The sequence below is a fragment of the Deinococcus betulae genome, from assembly GCF_020166395.1.
GTDB classification, from domain to species: Bacteria; Deinococcota; Deinococci; order Deinococcales; family Deinococcaceae; genus Deinococcus; species Deinococcus betulae.
The window spans coordinates 33,740-48,751 of sequence record NZ_JAIQXU010000033.1; the positions used below are offsets into that span (position 1 = coordinate 33,740).

Genomic DNA, 15,012 nt, shown 5'->3' on the forward strand with positions numbered 1-15,012 from the left:
GACTGGTGCCCAGCGCGGCACCAACAGGAGACCGACATGGCAAAAGCAGACACGATCCGGGACATTGAAGCCGCCAACGGGCAAAAGGTGCCGGACAGCTTAAATCAGAAGCAACTGGACGAGTTGCTGGCGCTGGCCACCCGCGACGGCGCCGAGAAGCTGGACGCGTTCAGCAGCAAGCTGACGGAACTTCAAGGCGGGGGCAAGAGCAGCGAGAAGGCCGCACCCACGGTCACGGTGCGCGTCAACGACGCCATTGCGGCCTATGGGGGCGAGTTTACCGATCCAGGCACCCGCGAGGTCATCGGGAAAGAGCCCACCGAAGTGCCCCTGTCGCCCTTCGTGCGCGAGAAGCTGCGCAGCGAAGAGCTGGTCGAAGCGGACTGAGCGGTGCAGGCGCTTGTGCCTGCCGACGTGCCCACCCTCATTCCCGGGGCGCCCATTCCCGAGGCTGCCTTTCTCAATTTGGCAGCCATCTGGGCCAGTGGGGAGGCCACCAAGCGGCGAGCAGACTTGGACAGCCTAACCGGCCCGGCCGCAGAAGCGGCGCGCACCGCGATTGCCGCCAAGAGCCTGGGCTTCAAGGCTGGCCTTGGCGGGGTGCTCAGCCTGGAGGAAAGTAGCAGCAGTGGTGGCTTGAAAGGCATCAAGTTGCCGGGCTTGGAACTGACACTGAACCCTTCGGGGACGGACGTTCATGGACGGGCCACTGTTGCCGCTGAGGAGTGGCACGCCTTCGCTGCGCAGTTTCTTGACCTGGCATTGCCGGGAGTGCCGCGCCGCCGGCCAGTCGGGGTCAGCCGCTGATGCTGGACCTGTTGAACGCCGCCGAGGCCCAGCTGTCACAGGTGGGGCCGATCATCGCGGACGTGCTGGCCTCGGATCTGGCGTGGCCGTTCACCCTGATCCGCTTCGGGCAGCCGGGCGTGCCGGTGCGGGCGCTGCTGGGCGAGGAAGAGGACCGCTCCAGTGTCGGGCCGGAGATCGACGCCCCGGAGGTGGCCAGCCGCACCTTCACTGCGCTGCTGCCGCCCCTTGAGGCGGCCCGCACGCTGGGCTGGATGCTGACGGACGCGGCTGGGCGGGTGTTCGTGCCGGTGGCCGCGCCGCTGGACCCTGGGCGGCGCGGCTTCTGCCTGGTGGCGCGGGTGGCACCGCTGCCCGAGCGTACCCGTGTCCATGACCTGGTCTTCCAGGTGCCCAGCGCCGGGACGGTCATCCAGCCCGGCACGGGCAACCAGGTGCCCGCCCCGTCCACGCCCTTTCCGATTCAGGCCCGCCTCTCGGCCACCACCGACCCGCGTATCCGGGACTCGGTGGGCGCCGACGCGGCGGATCTGGTCCTGATCGGCCGCTGGGGCAGTCTGACCGCCCCGGCCGCCCACCCCCCCAGCCTGCGCTGGGGCCTGAAGGCACCCCTGACCCTGCAAGGCCAGGCGGGGACGCTGACCCTCAAACTCGCCTACCCCGACGAGGACCTCGCCACCGAAGCGCAGTTCGGCGGAAGGTTCGTGGCGTCGTGGAGCACGCCCTAACTCGGAGGACCTTTTATGACCCAGACCGCCATTCCTGATGCCCTGAGGCGCGTGCGCGTCACTGAGGACGCCACCCTCGACCAGGCCGCCCAAATCACCGTGGACCCCACCGGAGGCGGCGATTACGCCGACCTCGTGCTCAATCCGGACCTGGCCGGTCCCGAGGCCCGCCACGGCTACGAGGTACGGGCTGCCATTGCCGCCGCCCTGGAGCCCCTGCGCCGCTACAACCGGGGCATCCGCCGCCGCTACGGCACTTACGACGTGGAGCAGACCGCGTTTGAGGCCGCCATGGAGAAAGCCAGCACAGAACTGGAGCAGCTCGTCCACCTGACCCCCGTACAGCCGACCCTGCCGGAACTGGTCACGCCCGAGCCGACCCGCGCGACGCTCGAAACCCAATTGGCCGACGACTTCCCGGAGGTCGAGGCGCTGCGGGCGGGCGGATACCGCAGCCTGGAGGCGGTGCGCGACGCGACGGACGAGGCCCTGCGCGCCTTGCCCGGCATTGGCGTGAAGCGCCTGGAAGCCATCCGGGACGCGGCCAAGCCCGCAGGCTGAGCCGTGGGCCGCGTGACGACCACGCTGAATCTCCGCGCACTGGAACGGCCCGCCCAACTGGCTTTCCAGCGCACGGTGCGCGAGGTGGAGCAGGCGCTGCCTGCTGCCCACGAGGACGCCGTCTACGGCTGGGACCAGCAGACGCGGCGCCGCAACGGGGAGGTGGCTGGCAGCCCCCGCAACGTGGTGGACACGGGTGAGCTGCGGGACAGCCAGCAGCCCGCGCGCTACACCTCGCCGCTGAACGCGGTCATCGAGTGGACGGCGGACCACGCGGCGGCGACCTACCTGGGGGCGGTGTTCAGGAAGCGCGAGGCCAGCCGCCCCGCCCGCAACGTCCCGGCCAACACGCTCCGGAAGCTCAATCCGGCGGCGCTGTTCGCTGGGCACCTGCGGCGCCTCCTGTGACCCCGCCGACTGTCCTTGAAGCGCTGCGCAGCCAGCTGGAAGCCGCTTTCACGGCCGCCGGCGTCGCCCTGGGGCTGGCCACGGTCAATGGGGTACCTGTGGCTGCCCTGAACATCGGGGACTGGCCTGAAGGCACCACGGTGACCGGCCTGGAGGTGTTGGTCAGCCGCACCCCCCAGCAGCGGGAGGTAGACGCCTTCGCCTTCCTGGGGTTCGTTCCCTCATACACCATTCGCCTCATCAACTGGAGCGGTGCCGAGGACCTAGAGGCCGCCACCAACGCAATTGCGGAAGTGTTCTGGCCACTCGCCGAGGAACCCCGCCTGATTCCCGAGAGTCCGCAGAACCCTGAGCAGGTGACCCTCGCGGTCACCCCCGACTGATCCAAGGAGATCGCTATGCCCACCAAAGCCAAGTACCGCTTCGGGAAGAACAGCGTCGTGCGCGTCGCCCCCATCCCCAGTGGCAGCATTGCCGCCGACGGCACCGTGACCAAGCCGGTGACCGGCAACTTCAAGGTCCTGTGCCTGCACAACAGCGTCAGCGTCGGCCTGGAAAACGGCACCATCGACCTGGAGAACTTCTGCACCGGCGGCAAGACCGTGTCGGTGCGCGACGGCACCCAACAGGGCTCCCTGGAGATTGCGAACGTAACCTGGGTGGAAGACGACCTGGCCGTCAAGATTCTGGAGGACGCCGCCTTCTCGGGCAGCGAAACCGGCGGCTGGGTGTACTTCGAGGTGCAGCCGCTCGGCAGCGGCACCGGCAAGCCCATCTACGACCTGATCGTGGACGTGCTGAGCTGGCGCCTGACCACGCCGGCCAAAGGCACCATCACCGTCGAGCACCAGAATCTGAGCGTGCTGGAAGGGCCGACGCGCGGCGTGCAGGCCTAAACCGTGCTGTGGCGTGACGTCTGGGACGGCATGCCGACCGTGGTGGTCCTCGCGGAGGATGACGCGCAGCTGGGCGAGCTTCATGACGCCCTGCTGTTCCTCTTCGGGGTCACCGCCTCATCCGTGACCGTCTGCACCGAGGCCGGGGACACCCTGCGCCTGCGCCTGCCCGACGACCTGCTGGACACCACCGGCATGACGGTGGGCCTCACCCTGACCGTGGAGCACCCAAATGAAGAAAGCCGTTGAAAACCTGCGTTTCACCACCTCCTTTCACGAGAACCGCCCCGTCAAACTGGGGGACGCCGACTTCTGGAGCAAGCGCCTGAACGGCGAGGAAGAGATGCTCATCCAGGAAGTCAACCTGCAAAGCATCGGGGAGACAGGTCCCACCCCGCTAGACCTGGAAGTGGGCCTGATGCGCCACGTGCTCCAGGCCCGTGTACGCGATGGCCGGGAGATCACGCCCGAGTGGGTCAAGCAGCACCTGGGCAAGGCCAACAGCGACCTCACCCTGACCTACCTCCGCACGGGGCAGGGGCTGCTCCCCGGCGCCACGCTGGATCTGCCCGTGTTTACCAGCATCGAGATCGACGGCCGCCTATTTGATGGCCGCGCCTTTTCCTATGCCGAGCTGCTGCGCGCGGCGGAGGCGAGTGAGCAGGCCGACGCCCTGACGGTGGCCGAAGAAGCCCAGGCCCTCAGTGATCAGGCGGGTCTCTTGGAAGGGGAATCCGTGCCCCAGATGATGGCGCGCCTGCGGGACCAGGCCCTGGCCACCATGACCCGCACCCAGGCCGCCCAGCGCGCCGCCGCCGATGTCATGGCCGAGGCCCTGAACGCCCGTATCGCCGACGGCGCCTCGCCTGTCACCGGGGGGTGGCTGCTGGCCACGCTGCAGACCGGCGACATCACCGCCATCGCGCAGTTCCTGCGCAGCGGTGAGGTGGCTGACCCCGAGGCCGGTCTGGGCGAGGGTGAGGTCCCAAACGCCGAGGCGGACGACGTGGCCCCGACCTAGGCCCCATCGCCTGGCCCGAGATCATCGCCGAGGTCATGGAGCACTACCCGGCCTACACCTGGCGCGGCGCACTGGGCGAGAGCAGCCTCGTGCTGGCCTTCCTCTTCAGCCGGGTGCCGGGCATCCACCTGAAGCGTGCCTGGCCCTTCGCGCAGCTCCAGGCCTTTATCGGCAACGCCCTGGGCGGCAAGGGCGGGGACGGCAAGAAGACGCCGGACTGGAAGCTGTTCAAGACGCCTGAGCTGCTGCCCTGGTTTGCCCAGACCGAGGAGTTGCGGGCGCAGGGGCAGCTGCTGAGCCCACCCCACTGCCTTCTGATCAGCGACGCGCTGGAACAGGGACAACTGCGGGAGGCGAGCTGGGTGGTCCAGCTCCTGACCAGCGAGGACAATCTGGACCGCATTCACGCGGTGGCGGAGCAGATGCGGCGGCTGGAAACCGACGAGCCAGCTTGATTTGGCCCGGCAGGTCCAGCCTCCACGGCGCAGAGGGGCCGGGCGCGTCACCCGGCCTCTCTGGGTAAGCTCTGAGCATGCGACGCCTGTTGCTGGTCGGGGCCCTTGCGCTGAGCGGATACGCCAACGCCGCCCCCTGGGAATACGCCACCTATCTCACTCTGGGCAGCATCGCCCAGGCCTGGAGCACGCCCGCCGGCTCTGTGTCCGGCAAGGACATTGACGCCATCCTCGACGCCCTGAAGTGCCCGCAGCGCGGCGTGACCGGCCTGCTGAACTGCGTGGGCGCAGACGGCTGGGAACTCGTGCAGGTCGTGACCGGCGACGGGGGCAGCACCACCAACTACATTTTTAAGCGTCCCAAACCCTAACAACAGACTTCAGCGGTGGCCGCCCCAGATTGGAGGCGGCCACCGCCCTTTTGTCCACCCGGAGGTGGTCTCCATCAGCACGAACGTCGGCGGCGCCAACATTGAACTGACCGCGAACACCTCGCGCGCCCTGAACGCGGTGCGTGACCTGATCCGCACCGCCCAGCGTGACCTCGGTGCCCTGACCGGTGTGAAGGTGGACGCGGCCGTGAGGCTGCGTGGTCCCACCCGTGCGGAGGCGGCGGCCGCCCTCTCCAACGTCAAGGCGGAAAAGACCGTCAAGATCGTGATTGACAGCGCCGACGCGGCCACCCGCATCGGGCAGATCAGGACCCTGCTCCAAGGCCTGGGCGCCAGCGTCAGTGGTCTGTTTGCCATCAACACCACCGGCCTGGGCGCCATTCTCAGCGCCACGACCTCCATGAACACCCAGTTCCGGACCACGATTACAGAGCTGCGGGCCGTGCTGGAAGAGATTCGCCGCACGCGACCTCCGACTGGTCCGCCCAGCGGCGCAGGCACAGGTGCAGGCGGCAGTGGGGGGTCAGGGGTCCTCAATCCCTACGCCGCCCAGCTACGCGCCCTCCAGGGCGACCTGAAGTCCAGCGCCCTCAACACCACGCAGTTCGACGCGGCCACCCGTGCACTGAAGGCCTCAATTGACGCCGAGATCGCCAGTCTGCGCGGTCTCGGGGTGCTCACCGGCCAGCAACAGGCCAAACTCGACGCCCTGCGCGTGACCTCCGGACAGGTCGCCCAGGCCCTGAACCAGGTGGGCGCGCAGGCTGGGGTCCAGCAGCTGGGGCGCGACCTGCAAAATGTCCAGAGCCAGTACGAGCGCGGCGCAGCCAGCCTGCGCACCTACCTCCGCGAGCTGGAGCGCATCCGCACGGCGGGCGCCGCCCTGTCAGGCACCCTGCGTGCTGGCAGCGCCGAAGCCCAGGCCCTGGAGCGGGTCATGGGTGGCCTGGGCACGGCCACCAAGCGCATCAACGACGCGAGTCTGGCCAAGCTGCGCGCCGACCTGGCGGGCGCCCGCACCGGTTTCGAGCAGGCCGTCAACGCGGCGGGGCGCTTTGCCGACAAGCGCGCGGCCGTCCGGGCCTACGAGGACCAGATCCGGCAGCTGGAAGCCCGGCTGCGCAGCCTGGGCGAGCGCAGCAATCTCACCGTCTCGCAACTCGGGCAGATCAACCGCCTGACCGCGCAGCTCGGCAGTCAGCGCAACGCCCTGGACGGCCTGTTTACCCCCCTGGGGCTGAGTGGCGGGGTGCTGAACGCCCTGCGGATGCTGCCCCAGTTCGCGGCGCAGGCCGGGGGCAGTCTGGGTGCGGCGGCGCTTCAGGCCAGCACCTTTGCCAGTGGCCTGAGTGGGATCGGGGCGGCGGCTGGTCCGGCTGGTCTTGCGGTCACAGCAGTGGCCACCGCCGTCTTCGCCCTGGGTGCGGCGGCGGCCAGCACGGTTCGGGCCTACGCGCCGCTGCAGGACGCCATTCAGAACGCCAAGGCCACCCTCGGCCTGTACGGTGAGGCGGGGCGCGCCGCCGGGAAGCAACTCCAAGCCCTGGCTCAAGATCCCGCGCTCGCCAAGCTGGGCTTTGACAGTGTCCAGGCCGCCAAAGCCATTGAAGAACTGGGTAGCCGTGGCCTGGAAACCAGCGAGATTCTGGGCGGCGGGCTGAAGACGGCAGCCACCCTGGCGGCTGCCTCCGGGGTGAAAGATCTCAGCGTCAGTGCCGAGGTCCTCGTGGGCACCATGCGGGCCTTTGGCATCGAGGGGGCGGAGGCCGCGAAGGTGCCGGACTTGCTGGCTAACGCGGCCAATGTGTCGGCCCTGAAGCTCGACGACTTCCGCCTGGCCATTGCGATGGGCGGCAGTGCGGCCCGCACCGCGAATGTGGACCTGAAGAGCTTCACCGCCGTCATGAGCCTGATGCGGGACCGCCTGATCGGGGCGTCCGATGCCGGGACCAGCTTCAAGGTCTTTACCCAGGCCCTGACGCCGAACAGCAAGGAAGCCGCCCGCGAGATGGCCAAGATCGGCTTCAACGCCTTTGACGCGGCCGGCAAGATGAAGGGCCTGCGGCAGATCACGGCCGAGCTGGAACAGGGCCTGACCGGCTACACCGACAAGCAGCGCCTGGCCACCCTGGAACTGATCTTCGGTTCGGACGGGGTGCGTACGGCCACCACGCTGCTGGACGCCTACAACACCACGAATGCTCAGGGCGTGCGCCTGCTTGACCAACGGACGGCGGCCCTGGACAAACAGGGCACCTCTGACCTGGCGGCCAAAGAGCGCACCAGCAGTCTCGTGGCGGCCCAGATTGAGCTGAACAACAAGATTCTGCTGCTCAAGCAGCGCATTGGCGAAACCCTGGCGCCAGCAGTTGAAGGGCTGATCAAGGTATTCGGGCGCTTTCTGGACGACGTGCTGGAACCGGTGGTCACCAAGCTCGAAGCGTTCATGAAGCTCGTCGGCAGCGCTAAAACGCCGCAAGAACTCAAGATCGCCCTGAAAATCACGCCGGGCGACGACTTCACCACAAAGGTGCTGAAGTTCCTGAGCGGAGGCTCGCAGGAACTGGGCTCGCTGACCACACCCGGGAAAGGGGCCGTGGGCTCGGTCCTGAACACCTTCATGTACGGCCCGCTCGGGGCGCTGCTCAAATACGGGTCTGGCACCGCCAAGGGCGTCATGAACGCCCTGACCGAGGGGCAGCGGCGTGGAGCGGCCGCCGAGCTGCGCACCAACCTGATCGACAGCAACCTGATTAGGCCCCTGGACGGCCCAGATGGGGCCTATCGCCAGGTCACGGCCATCCTGGGCAACTTCGACCACTACATGCGCCTGTGGCAGAACAACTTGCAGGGGGGCGCAGACGCAGTCAAAGCCAGCCTAGCGACCAATTTGCTGGACCCGAAGGGCGCGCAGCAGGCGGGGTCGCTCTGGACTTCGGCCATGATCGGCTCCCTGAAGGACGTCTTCGTTTCTGATCCGAAAGTGGATTCGGACTGCGCGGTGATCGCCAGCGCCATCCTGAAAACGCTGGGGGTCAAGATTCAGGGCGCGGCCAACGCGGGCACGCTCGCCAAGCAGGTGGCGGCGGTCAGCACCCGGGTCAGCCAGGCTGAGGCCCAGCCGGGTGACTTCGTGGATTTCTCGGGCAAGGGGTACGGCGCGGTCAGTGGACATCACAGCGCTCTGGTGGTGGGGCGGGACTCGGAAGGGCGCCTATTGATCATCCAGAACCCCGGTGGCAGCCGAGGCAAAGACGTGCCCACCACAGTGTCACCCTTTGAGGTGCTGCCCGGCGGGACAGCCACGTTCTACCGGCCGAACGTCAGTCCCTATGCCGTGGGTGGCACAGGGGCGCCCGCCGCTCCAGTGGTGAACCCCTTTACGGGCAAGGTCACCACCCCCGCCGCTACCCCGCCTGCACCCCGTGGCCCAGCCAGCAGCGCAGCCCTCAAAGCAGAAGCAGCCCGCTTGCTCAAGGCAGAAAAGGACGCCCTGAAGTCCGAGGATGTAGACCGCATCGTGCAGGTGCAGAACCTGCTGGAAGCCTTCGGGAAAGCCAGTCCCCGCGCGGCGGCGGCTCTCGATCTGGTACGCAGTAAGCTAGGCGAAACGAAAAAGGCCACCAGTCAGTTTGGGCAGGGGTTTGACCGACTTTCCCAGCAACTGGAAGACGCAGAGAACAGCTTCAAGCTTGACGACAGCGCCACCGCCTATATCAAGAGTCTTCAGGGCATCAGTGCGGCAGCCCTGAAGGCAGCCACTGCCGAGAAGAACGCCTACGGCGAGACTGAGAAGTACCAGGCGCTGCGCAAACTGGGAGCCGACGTGGCCAGCAAGGCCCGCCAGCAGCAGGAGGGCCTCGACCGCGACGCCGAGCAGACCCAGAAGGAGCGCGAACGCAAGGAGAAAGAGGCCGAGGAGAAGCGCAGGCAGAAGGAGGCCGACGCCAAGGCCAAACGCGAACAAGCCGCCCAGCAACTGCTTGAGCTGAACCGCCTGGTAGGCGAGGGGCGGGTCAAAGATGCCGAGCGCGTGCTAGGCCAGCTCAAAGCCACTCAGCAGGAGGAACTCGACCTCGCGGGCAGCAACGCCAGTGAGCGGCTGGCCATCGTGCAGGAGACGGGGCCGGCCATTCTGGAGGTGGAGCGCCGCCTGGCCCTGCGCGCCCGGTCGCTGGCGGTCAAGGACGCGCAGGTGTGGGCCGACTCAGAAAAAGAGAAGGCCAAAGCCGCCCTGAGTGGGCAGGCCCTGCGTGCCCGTGAGCAACTCATCGAGCAGCAGCGCGTGGCGATGGTAGGGGACGCTTACGAGGACGCCCGCCTCACCATTGAAGGGGCGGAGCGCGCCCAGACCAAAGCCGTCCGCACCGAAACGGCGGCCCGCGCTGAAGCCCTTTCGGGGCTAAAGGCACAGTACGAATCCACGCTGGACGCCTTCGCCCAGCGGCTGGGTGAGGGAACGTTCACCGACGCCGAACTGACCGCCTACTGGCGGGACCTGAACGGGCTCCTGCGGGACGCCACGGCCGCCGGCCTGCAGCTGGACCCGGCGCTGGTGGCGCTACGCAACCGCAGCCGCGCGCTGGCCCAGGAGGCGCCGGGCGTGCGGGCCTGGGCTCAGGCCTTCCAGGAGGCCCAGACCGCCGACGCTGCCCAGTACAGCAACACCGACGCGGTGATGGACTACAGCCTGCGCGCCAGTTATGGCGTGGGCGAGTCGGGGTACCAAGCGGCGTTGGCCGGGTTCGGGGTCCGCAGCCTTGAGCAGCTGGAGGCGTACAACCGCACGGCGGCGGAATCCATGCGGCGGGTGTACGGCGACGTGCTGGCCCAGATGGAAGAGGACATGGCGGCCGCCGCTGAGCGCGCCGTCGCCCTACTGGACTACTACCGCGCCGAAGCGGAGAGGGTCGCGGACGAGGTGGCCACCCAGGCTGATTTGGCCCTGGGCCGAAAGAATCAGGCGGACGGCACCCGCGTGCAGGGTCTGGCCCAGAGCGGGCCGCGCACCCTCCTGAATTTCTTGGGAGGACAGGGCAACGCCTTCTTCGGCGACCGCTATTGGACCGAACTGGGCGAACAGGGCCGCGCCGACTTTATGGCGGCCCTGGACCGCTTTGCCCCCGAGGATTTCAGCAGCCTGGGTGTCTCGTTTCTGCGCGGCATCCGTAACCAGATCGGGGACTCGCCTGAATGGACGGCACTCGTTGAGAAGCTGAGCGGCGGCATCGAGGTCGCTCAGCAGAAAGCGGGCACGGCCGAGGGCATGACCGACCTGGGCAAGGTCTTCGCGCAGTTCCAGGGACTCGACAGCCGGGCCGCCGGCTACGCCGAGACCCTGCGCACCCAGCTGCTGCCTGAACTGGAGCGCATCCGCGACAGCAGCAGTGACGAGTCGGTGAAGGATATGGCGGGCAAAGCCATTGACGCCCTGACCGGCGAGGTGGACGCGGCTCGCCAGCTGGCCGACCTGGCCTTCGACACCCGCCTCTCGGCCCTGGACACCCAGCGGTCGCTGGGCACCCTCTCGGAGCGGGCCTACCTCCAGCAGCGGCAGGTCATCCTGATCGAGCAGGAAACGGCCCGCTACCGACTCGACACCCAGGACAAGACAGGTAAAGCCCTGGAACTGGCCGAGGCGCAGCATCAGCAGCGGCTGGGGCAGATTCTGGCGGGGGGCCTCATCAGCAGCGCCGACCTGACCCGGACGGCGCAGGAAGAACTCAAGCGCGCTCAGGGCGAACTCAATCAGGTGCTGGGCCTGAGCGAACCCGCCTACCAGTCGCAGGTCCGCAGCCTGGAGGAGCTGAAAAAGAAGTACCCGGAACTGACCGCCGAGATTGACCGACTGATCAGCCGCTACAGGGAACTTCAGAAGCTGGACCCCCTGACCCAGGGCCTGAAGACCGCCAGCCAGGTCCTTGGGAAGAACACGCCGCTTCAGGCGGGCCTGAGCGCTGTCACCGATGGTCTGGCCGCTTTCTTCGGGGCCGGCGGGAAGTCCGGGGGCAAAGAAGCCGTCCTGAAAGGCGCAGCCAGCCTCGTGGGCGGCCTGATGGACGTCTTCAAAACCGGGGACGAGGATACCGACCGCGTGGTGGGCACCTTTGTGTCTGGCCTTCAGGGCACGCTGATGCAGCTGGCTCAGGGCAACTGGGTGGGGGCCATCGTGGCGGGCGTGGCCACCGTGGTCAGCACCATCGTGGACATCTTTGTGGGCGGCGCCAACAGCGCCCGGAAGGCCCGTGAGCAGATCGGTGAAGCCACGAAAGGCATCAAGTTCTTCGACACCAGCAGCTATGCGAAGGTCGAGAGCCGGGGCGGCTTCTGGGGCTTCCTGGGCTTCAAGAAGTCCACGATTGATCAGGAGGCCCTCGACATCGCCCGTACGCTGGGCGACGCGCTGTACGAGGCGGTCAGCGGCGGGATGCTGGAAGGCATCAAGGCCGGCAAGGCCAACTTCAGTGACCTGGGCATCGACATGCGCAAGGCCCTCTCTCAGAACATCCTGCAAGGCCTGATTGACGGCTTCCTGCAGGGCGAGGTGATGAAGAACATCGTTCAGCCCTTTCTGGACAAGTTCATCGCTGCTAAGAAAACCGCTGACCCAGCCGACGATATTCGCGCCGCGCAGGAGTTGCAGCAGGCGATTATCAGCGGCAACACGGCGCTCGCCGACTTCTACCAGACCGTCCTCGTGCCCACGAGCCAGCAGCTGGGCGTGTTTGGTGAGGACGGCGCAGGCACGCCGCTGGGCCGCACCGCCTCTGAAGAATTGGGCCTACCGGCCAGCGTGCAGGTGCGCCTGAACACCGATCTGGCCAAGCAGCAGCAGGCCAGCCAGCAGACCCTGGAATCGGCCCGCATCATCGAGCGCGCTGCTCAGGTCTTTGAGCGTGCCACGCAGAACGGTCTCAGTGCCGATGTCCGCATCACCCAACCAGTTCCCGAAATCCGCGTTCGCGCCCGCAGCGGCGCGCTGCTCAACGGCTGACCCCCCGGAGGTGACCCGTGACCAACCCCAACGACTGTCCCCCCCTCTACAAATTCGTGGTCCTGACCCACGCCGGGGCCTTCAAGCATGACCTCGTGCTCGACGGCCTCGGCACCCTGGCCACCGGCCAGCAGGCCCTGCGCCTCGCGGACGGCCCGGTCCTCGAAGTCCGTCCCGGCGGGGACTGCCGCCAGGCCAGCTTCAGTGGCGTCTCGTCTCACCTGGGCATCGGGTACGAAGACCTCGTCGAGGTCTGGTGGAGTGAGGACGGCGGCGCCACCTGGCAGGCCCGCTGGTCTGGCTCCGCCGACACCGTGCCCGCCCTGCGTCACCCCGACGCGGACGGCTACGTGCTCTACGGGCTGCGTCAGCGCCTGGACCGCGTGGAGGTGCGGGAGACCATCCCGCAGGATTTTCCCAACCGCCAGTGGGCGCAGATGCTGACGGCCGTCATCGCCTCGGGGCAACTCGGGCAGGCCGTCAAAGTGCCCCAGTTGCCCAGCATCGGCATCGGCACCCCCCGCCCCGCCATCGTGCCCCGGTACGAGTCGCCCATGCAGATCGCCGACAAGTGGCTGACCGCCGACCTGGAAGACGCCTCTGCAGGCATCGGGGACTACGGCGTAAATGCCCAGCGCCAGCCGATCTGGGGCAAGCCGGACGGCCTGCACATTTTCGACGAGCGGGACGGCGTGATCATCCAGGGGCAGCGGGGGTCCAGCGCCAAACTCCGCACCCACGTGCGGGCCACCTGGAACCGCCCGGGGCCCGGCCCCTACGAGGTGTTCGGCCAGAGCCTGCTGGGGCAGCAGGAGGGCGCCCAGACCACCCTGCTCGTGCAGGTGGCAGACCCTGCGGTGTATGGCCACAGCTCGCGGCGGGAGTTACTTAAGCCCCTCCCTCAGTACTTCACCCGCGCGCCGTGTATCGGGGTCAGCGCCGACTGGACACCGGGAGCCGGCACCCGCGCGCCGGTCGTGGTGGGGGGTCAGGCCACCCTGGTGCCGCTGGCGCCCTGGGCGGCGGTGGGCTTTCACGGCGATCTGAACAGCCTGAATGACGGCGATGTGAACACCGCCCTGGCGGTGTACGGTCCCCCCACCGTGCAGGACCCTCACACCGGCCAGCTGGTGACGGCACAGGGCGGCACCTTCCTGGTCCGGGTGAAGTACCCGCCTGGCCCGGTGCCCTGGGGGGTGGCGGTGCATGTGCTGGGCGGCATCGTGACCGGGTTTCTGTTCGATGACGTGCTGGACGTGCGCTGCCCGCCGGAGCCGGATGGCCTCCTGCTCTTTCCCGACGAGGTGCGGCAGTGGATTGCTGACCACTGGGACAGCGGCGCCCTCAGCGAGGTGGCGGTGCGCGTGGCCCGCACGGGGACGGGGCCGATCTACCTCACAACCCTGGGCATGCTGTTCATGGACGAGGCGGCCGTCAAGCGGGACGTGATGCGCCTGGCCCACCTGCCCACCCCGGAGCCCGAAACCATCCGGGTGCCGGGCTGGAACGTGGCGCCGCGCGCGTTCGTGACCTGCATCTACCGAGCGCCGGACGGGAGTGAAGAGGGCCGCAGCGAGGCCCGCCGGGCGGACCTGTACCGCTACGTGATCGACGAGGACGGCCAGGCCTGGACTGAGGTGCAGGTGGGCCAGGCCGACGACGCCGACGACGTGGCGCAGGCCGCGCAGGCTGAGCGCCGGGTCCAGCAGGCGGCCCTGTCCAACGCCGTGAGTGCCCGCTGATGCAGATCACGGTTCAAACCTTTGACGGCCGCCCCTGGCTGCTGCCCTACCCAGCCGGGCATAAAGACGACAAGCTGGAGTTCAACCGGACCCAGCACCAGACGCGCGGCAGTGGCCGGGCCTTCCTGTCCGGGGCCGGCACCAGCAAGGCTGTGGTGATGGAGGTCGAAATCCCCTGCACCGCGCGCATCCTGCCGGCCCAGGCGTCCTGGGACACGGGCGTGAACACCCCCGGCCTGATCACGCGGCGCAAGGAGCTGTGGGAGGGGGTGCTGGAGCGCACCGAGCGCTGGTACTGCGGGGCGCGCTTCCGGCAGGTGCTGGGCGTGCAGCTGTTCGACCGCAGCGAGTTCGCGGTGCTGCGCGCCCAGCTGCTGCTGCGTGACCCCCTGTGGTACCTGAGTCCAGACGATAAGCGGCCCCGGCGTTACCCCTTTGAAGATGGCCTGGGCCTGTACCCGCTGGGCATGTTGCAGGTCGTGGATGAGGGGGACGGCTATTACGAAGTCGAATACCTGGGCGGCGTGCAAGGGACGCCCACCACGTACACCGCGCCGTACACGGGGCTGGTGTTTCACCCTTTGGAGCTGAGCTATGACGATGAACAGAACTGATCTGGCTGGTAGGGCACTGTGAGTGCGCCCACTCGGCCCCGCGTGCTGTTGGAGAGTGACGCGGGGGCAATGGACACCCTGATTCAGCGGGGCGAGACGGCCGCCACGGCCGCCGAGCAGAAGACCCAGCAGCTGCAGAACGCGGCCAGCGATCTGGAGCAGGTCAAGGCCACGATTCCGGCAGCGGCCACGCAGGCAGCGACCCTGGCGACCGCACAGGCCAAGGGCACGCTGGACGCGGCGACCCTCGCAGCACACCAGGCCGCCAGTGCGGCCAGCGCGGTGCTGGCCACCCTCCCGAAGTTCCGGTCGACGACCACCGCGAATCCTGTCGCACCCAGTCAGGCCGAACTGGACGCCAACCCGAACGGCCTGGGCGGCACGCGCCTGACGG

The 15,012-nt window shown here is 68.0% G+C and carries 15 protein-coding genes; all 15 read left to right on the forward strand.

The window, feature by feature from the left end; translation table 11 throughout:
• Window positions 1-36: 36 nt before the first annotated feature.
• Window positions 37-387, forward strand: a complete 351-nt coding sequence (locus K7W42_RS19360; protein ID WP_224576764.1) for a hypothetical protein — start codon at window positions 37-39, stop codon at window positions 385-387.
• Between the two features lie 15 nt (window positions 388-402).
• Window positions 403-807: a hypothetical protein gene (locus tag K7W42_RS19365; RefSeq protein ID WP_224576766.1), complete on the forward strand. Its 405-nt coding sequence runs from the start codon at window positions 403-405 to the stop codon at window positions 805-807.
• Complete coding sequence (locus tag K7W42_RS19370) at window positions 807-1,535, forward strand: hypothetical protein (protein WP_224576768.1); 729 nt, start codon at window positions 807-809, stop codon at window positions 1,533-1,535. Before K7W42_RS19365 ends, K7W42_RS19370 begins: the two co-directional genes overlap by 1 nt.
• A 15-nt stretch (window positions 1,536-1,550) precedes the next feature.
• Window positions 1,551-2,096 (forward strand): helix-hairpin-helix domain-containing protein, encoded by a 546-nt coding sequence (locus K7W42_RS19375; protein ID WP_224576770.1) that lies wholly within the window; start codon window positions 1,551-1,553, stop codon window positions 2,094-2,096.
• A 12-nt stretch (window positions 2,097-2,108) separates the two neighbouring features.
• Window positions 2,109-2,504, forward strand: coding sequence for a hypothetical protein (locus K7W42_RS19380; protein ID WP_224576772.1), 396 nt, complete (start codon window positions 2,109-2,111; stop codon window positions 2,502-2,504).
• Window positions 2,501-2,887, forward strand: a complete 387-nt coding sequence (locus K7W42_RS19385; RefSeq protein ID WP_224576773.1) for a hypothetical protein — start codon at window positions 2,501-2,503, stop codon at window positions 2,885-2,887. The genes K7W42_RS19380 and K7W42_RS19385 overlap by 4 nt, the downstream gene beginning before the upstream one ends.
• 15 nt (window positions 2,888-2,902) lie before the next feature.
• The gene (locus tag K7W42_RS19390; RefSeq protein WP_224576774.1) at window positions 2,903-3,400 is read left to right on the forward strand and encodes a hypothetical protein; all 498 of its coding nucleotides are present in this window, start codon (window positions 2,903-2,905) and stop codon (window positions 3,398-3,400) included.
• 3 nt (window positions 3,401-3,403) lie between these two features.
• A complete protein-coding gene (locus tag K7W42_RS19395; RefSeq protein ID WP_224576775.1) occupies window positions 3,404-3,649 on the forward strand; it encodes a hypothetical protein in 246 nt (81 codons plus the stop codon).
• Window positions 3,633-4,421 carry a hypothetical protein gene (locus tag K7W42_RS19400; protein ID WP_224576776.1) on the forward strand — a complete coding sequence of 263 codons (789 nt, stop codon included), beginning with the start codon at window positions 3,633-3,635 and terminating at the stop codon, window positions 4,419-4,421. The genes K7W42_RS19395 and K7W42_RS19400 overlap by 17 nt, the downstream gene beginning before the upstream one ends.
• A 35-nt stretch (window positions 4,422-4,456) precedes the next feature.
• Entirely contained in the window at window positions 4,457-4,876 is a 420-nt protein-coding gene (locus K7W42_RS19405) for a hypothetical protein (RefSeq protein WP_224576777.1), read from the forward strand.
• Window positions 4,877-4,953: 77 nt separating this feature from the next.
• Window positions 4,954-5,247 carry a DUF4177 domain-containing protein gene (locus tag K7W42_RS19410; RefSeq protein WP_224576778.1) on the forward strand — a complete coding sequence of 98 codons (294 nt, stop codon included), beginning with the start codon at window positions 4,954-4,956 and terminating at the stop codon, window positions 5,245-5,247.
• A gap of 64 nt (window positions 5,248-5,311) precedes the next feature.
• A complete protein-coding gene (locus tag K7W42_RS19415; protein WP_224576779.1) occupies window positions 5,312-12,262 on the forward strand; it encodes a phage tail tape measure protein in 6,951 nt (2,316 codons plus the stop codon).
• A 17-nt stretch (window positions 12,263-12,279) separates the two neighbouring features.
• Window positions 12,280-14,004, forward strand: coding sequence for a hypothetical protein (locus K7W42_RS19420; protein WP_224576780.1), 1,725 nt, complete (start codon window positions 12,280-12,282; stop codon window positions 14,002-14,004).
• On the forward strand, window positions 14,004-14,618 hold the full coding sequence (locus K7W42_RS19425) for a hypothetical protein (RefSeq protein ID WP_224576782.1): 615 nt from the start codon (window positions 14,004-14,006) through the stop codon (window positions 14,616-14,618). The genes K7W42_RS19420 and K7W42_RS19425 overlap by 1 nt, the downstream gene beginning before the upstream one ends.
• Window positions 14,619-14,636: 18 nt before the next feature.
• Window positions 14,637-15,012: hypothetical protein (locus tag K7W42_RS19430; RefSeq protein ID WP_224576783.1), on the forward strand; the 376-nt coding region annotated here is incomplete at its 3' end.

Bases quoted from the DNA above. Each gene is read 5' to 3' on its own strand.
- K7W42_RS19360 (WP_224576764.1), top strand. From the start codon at position 37: ATGGCAAAAGCAGACACGATCCGGGACATTGAAGCCGCCAACGGGCAA.
- K7W42_RS19370 (WP_224576768.1), top strand. From the start codon at position 807: ATGCTGGACCTGTTGAACGCCGCCGAGGCCCAGCTGTCACAGGTGGGG.
- K7W42_RS19375 (WP_224576770.1), top strand. From the start codon at position 1,551: ATGACCCAGACCGCCATTCCTGATGCCCTGAGGCGCGTGCGCGTCACT.
- K7W42_RS19390 (WP_224576774.1), top strand. From the start codon at position 2,903: ATGCCCACCAAAGCCAAGTACCGCTTCGGGAAGAACAGCGTCGTGCGC.
- K7W42_RS19400 (WP_224576776.1), top strand. From the start codon at position 3,633: ATGAAGAAAGCCGTTGAAAACCTGCGTTTCACCACCTCCTTTCACGAG.
- K7W42_RS19405 (WP_224576777.1), top strand. From the start codon at position 4,457: ATGGAGCACTACCCGGCCTACACCTGGCGCGGCGCACTGGGCGAGAGC.
- K7W42_RS19410 (WP_224576778.1), top strand. From the start codon at position 4,954: ATGCGACGCCTGTTGCTGGTCGGGGCCCTTGCGCTGAGCGGATACGCC.
- K7W42_RS19425 (WP_224576782.1), top strand. From the start codon at position 14,004: ATGCAGATCACGGTTCAAACCTTTGACGGCCGCCCCTGGCTGCTGCCC.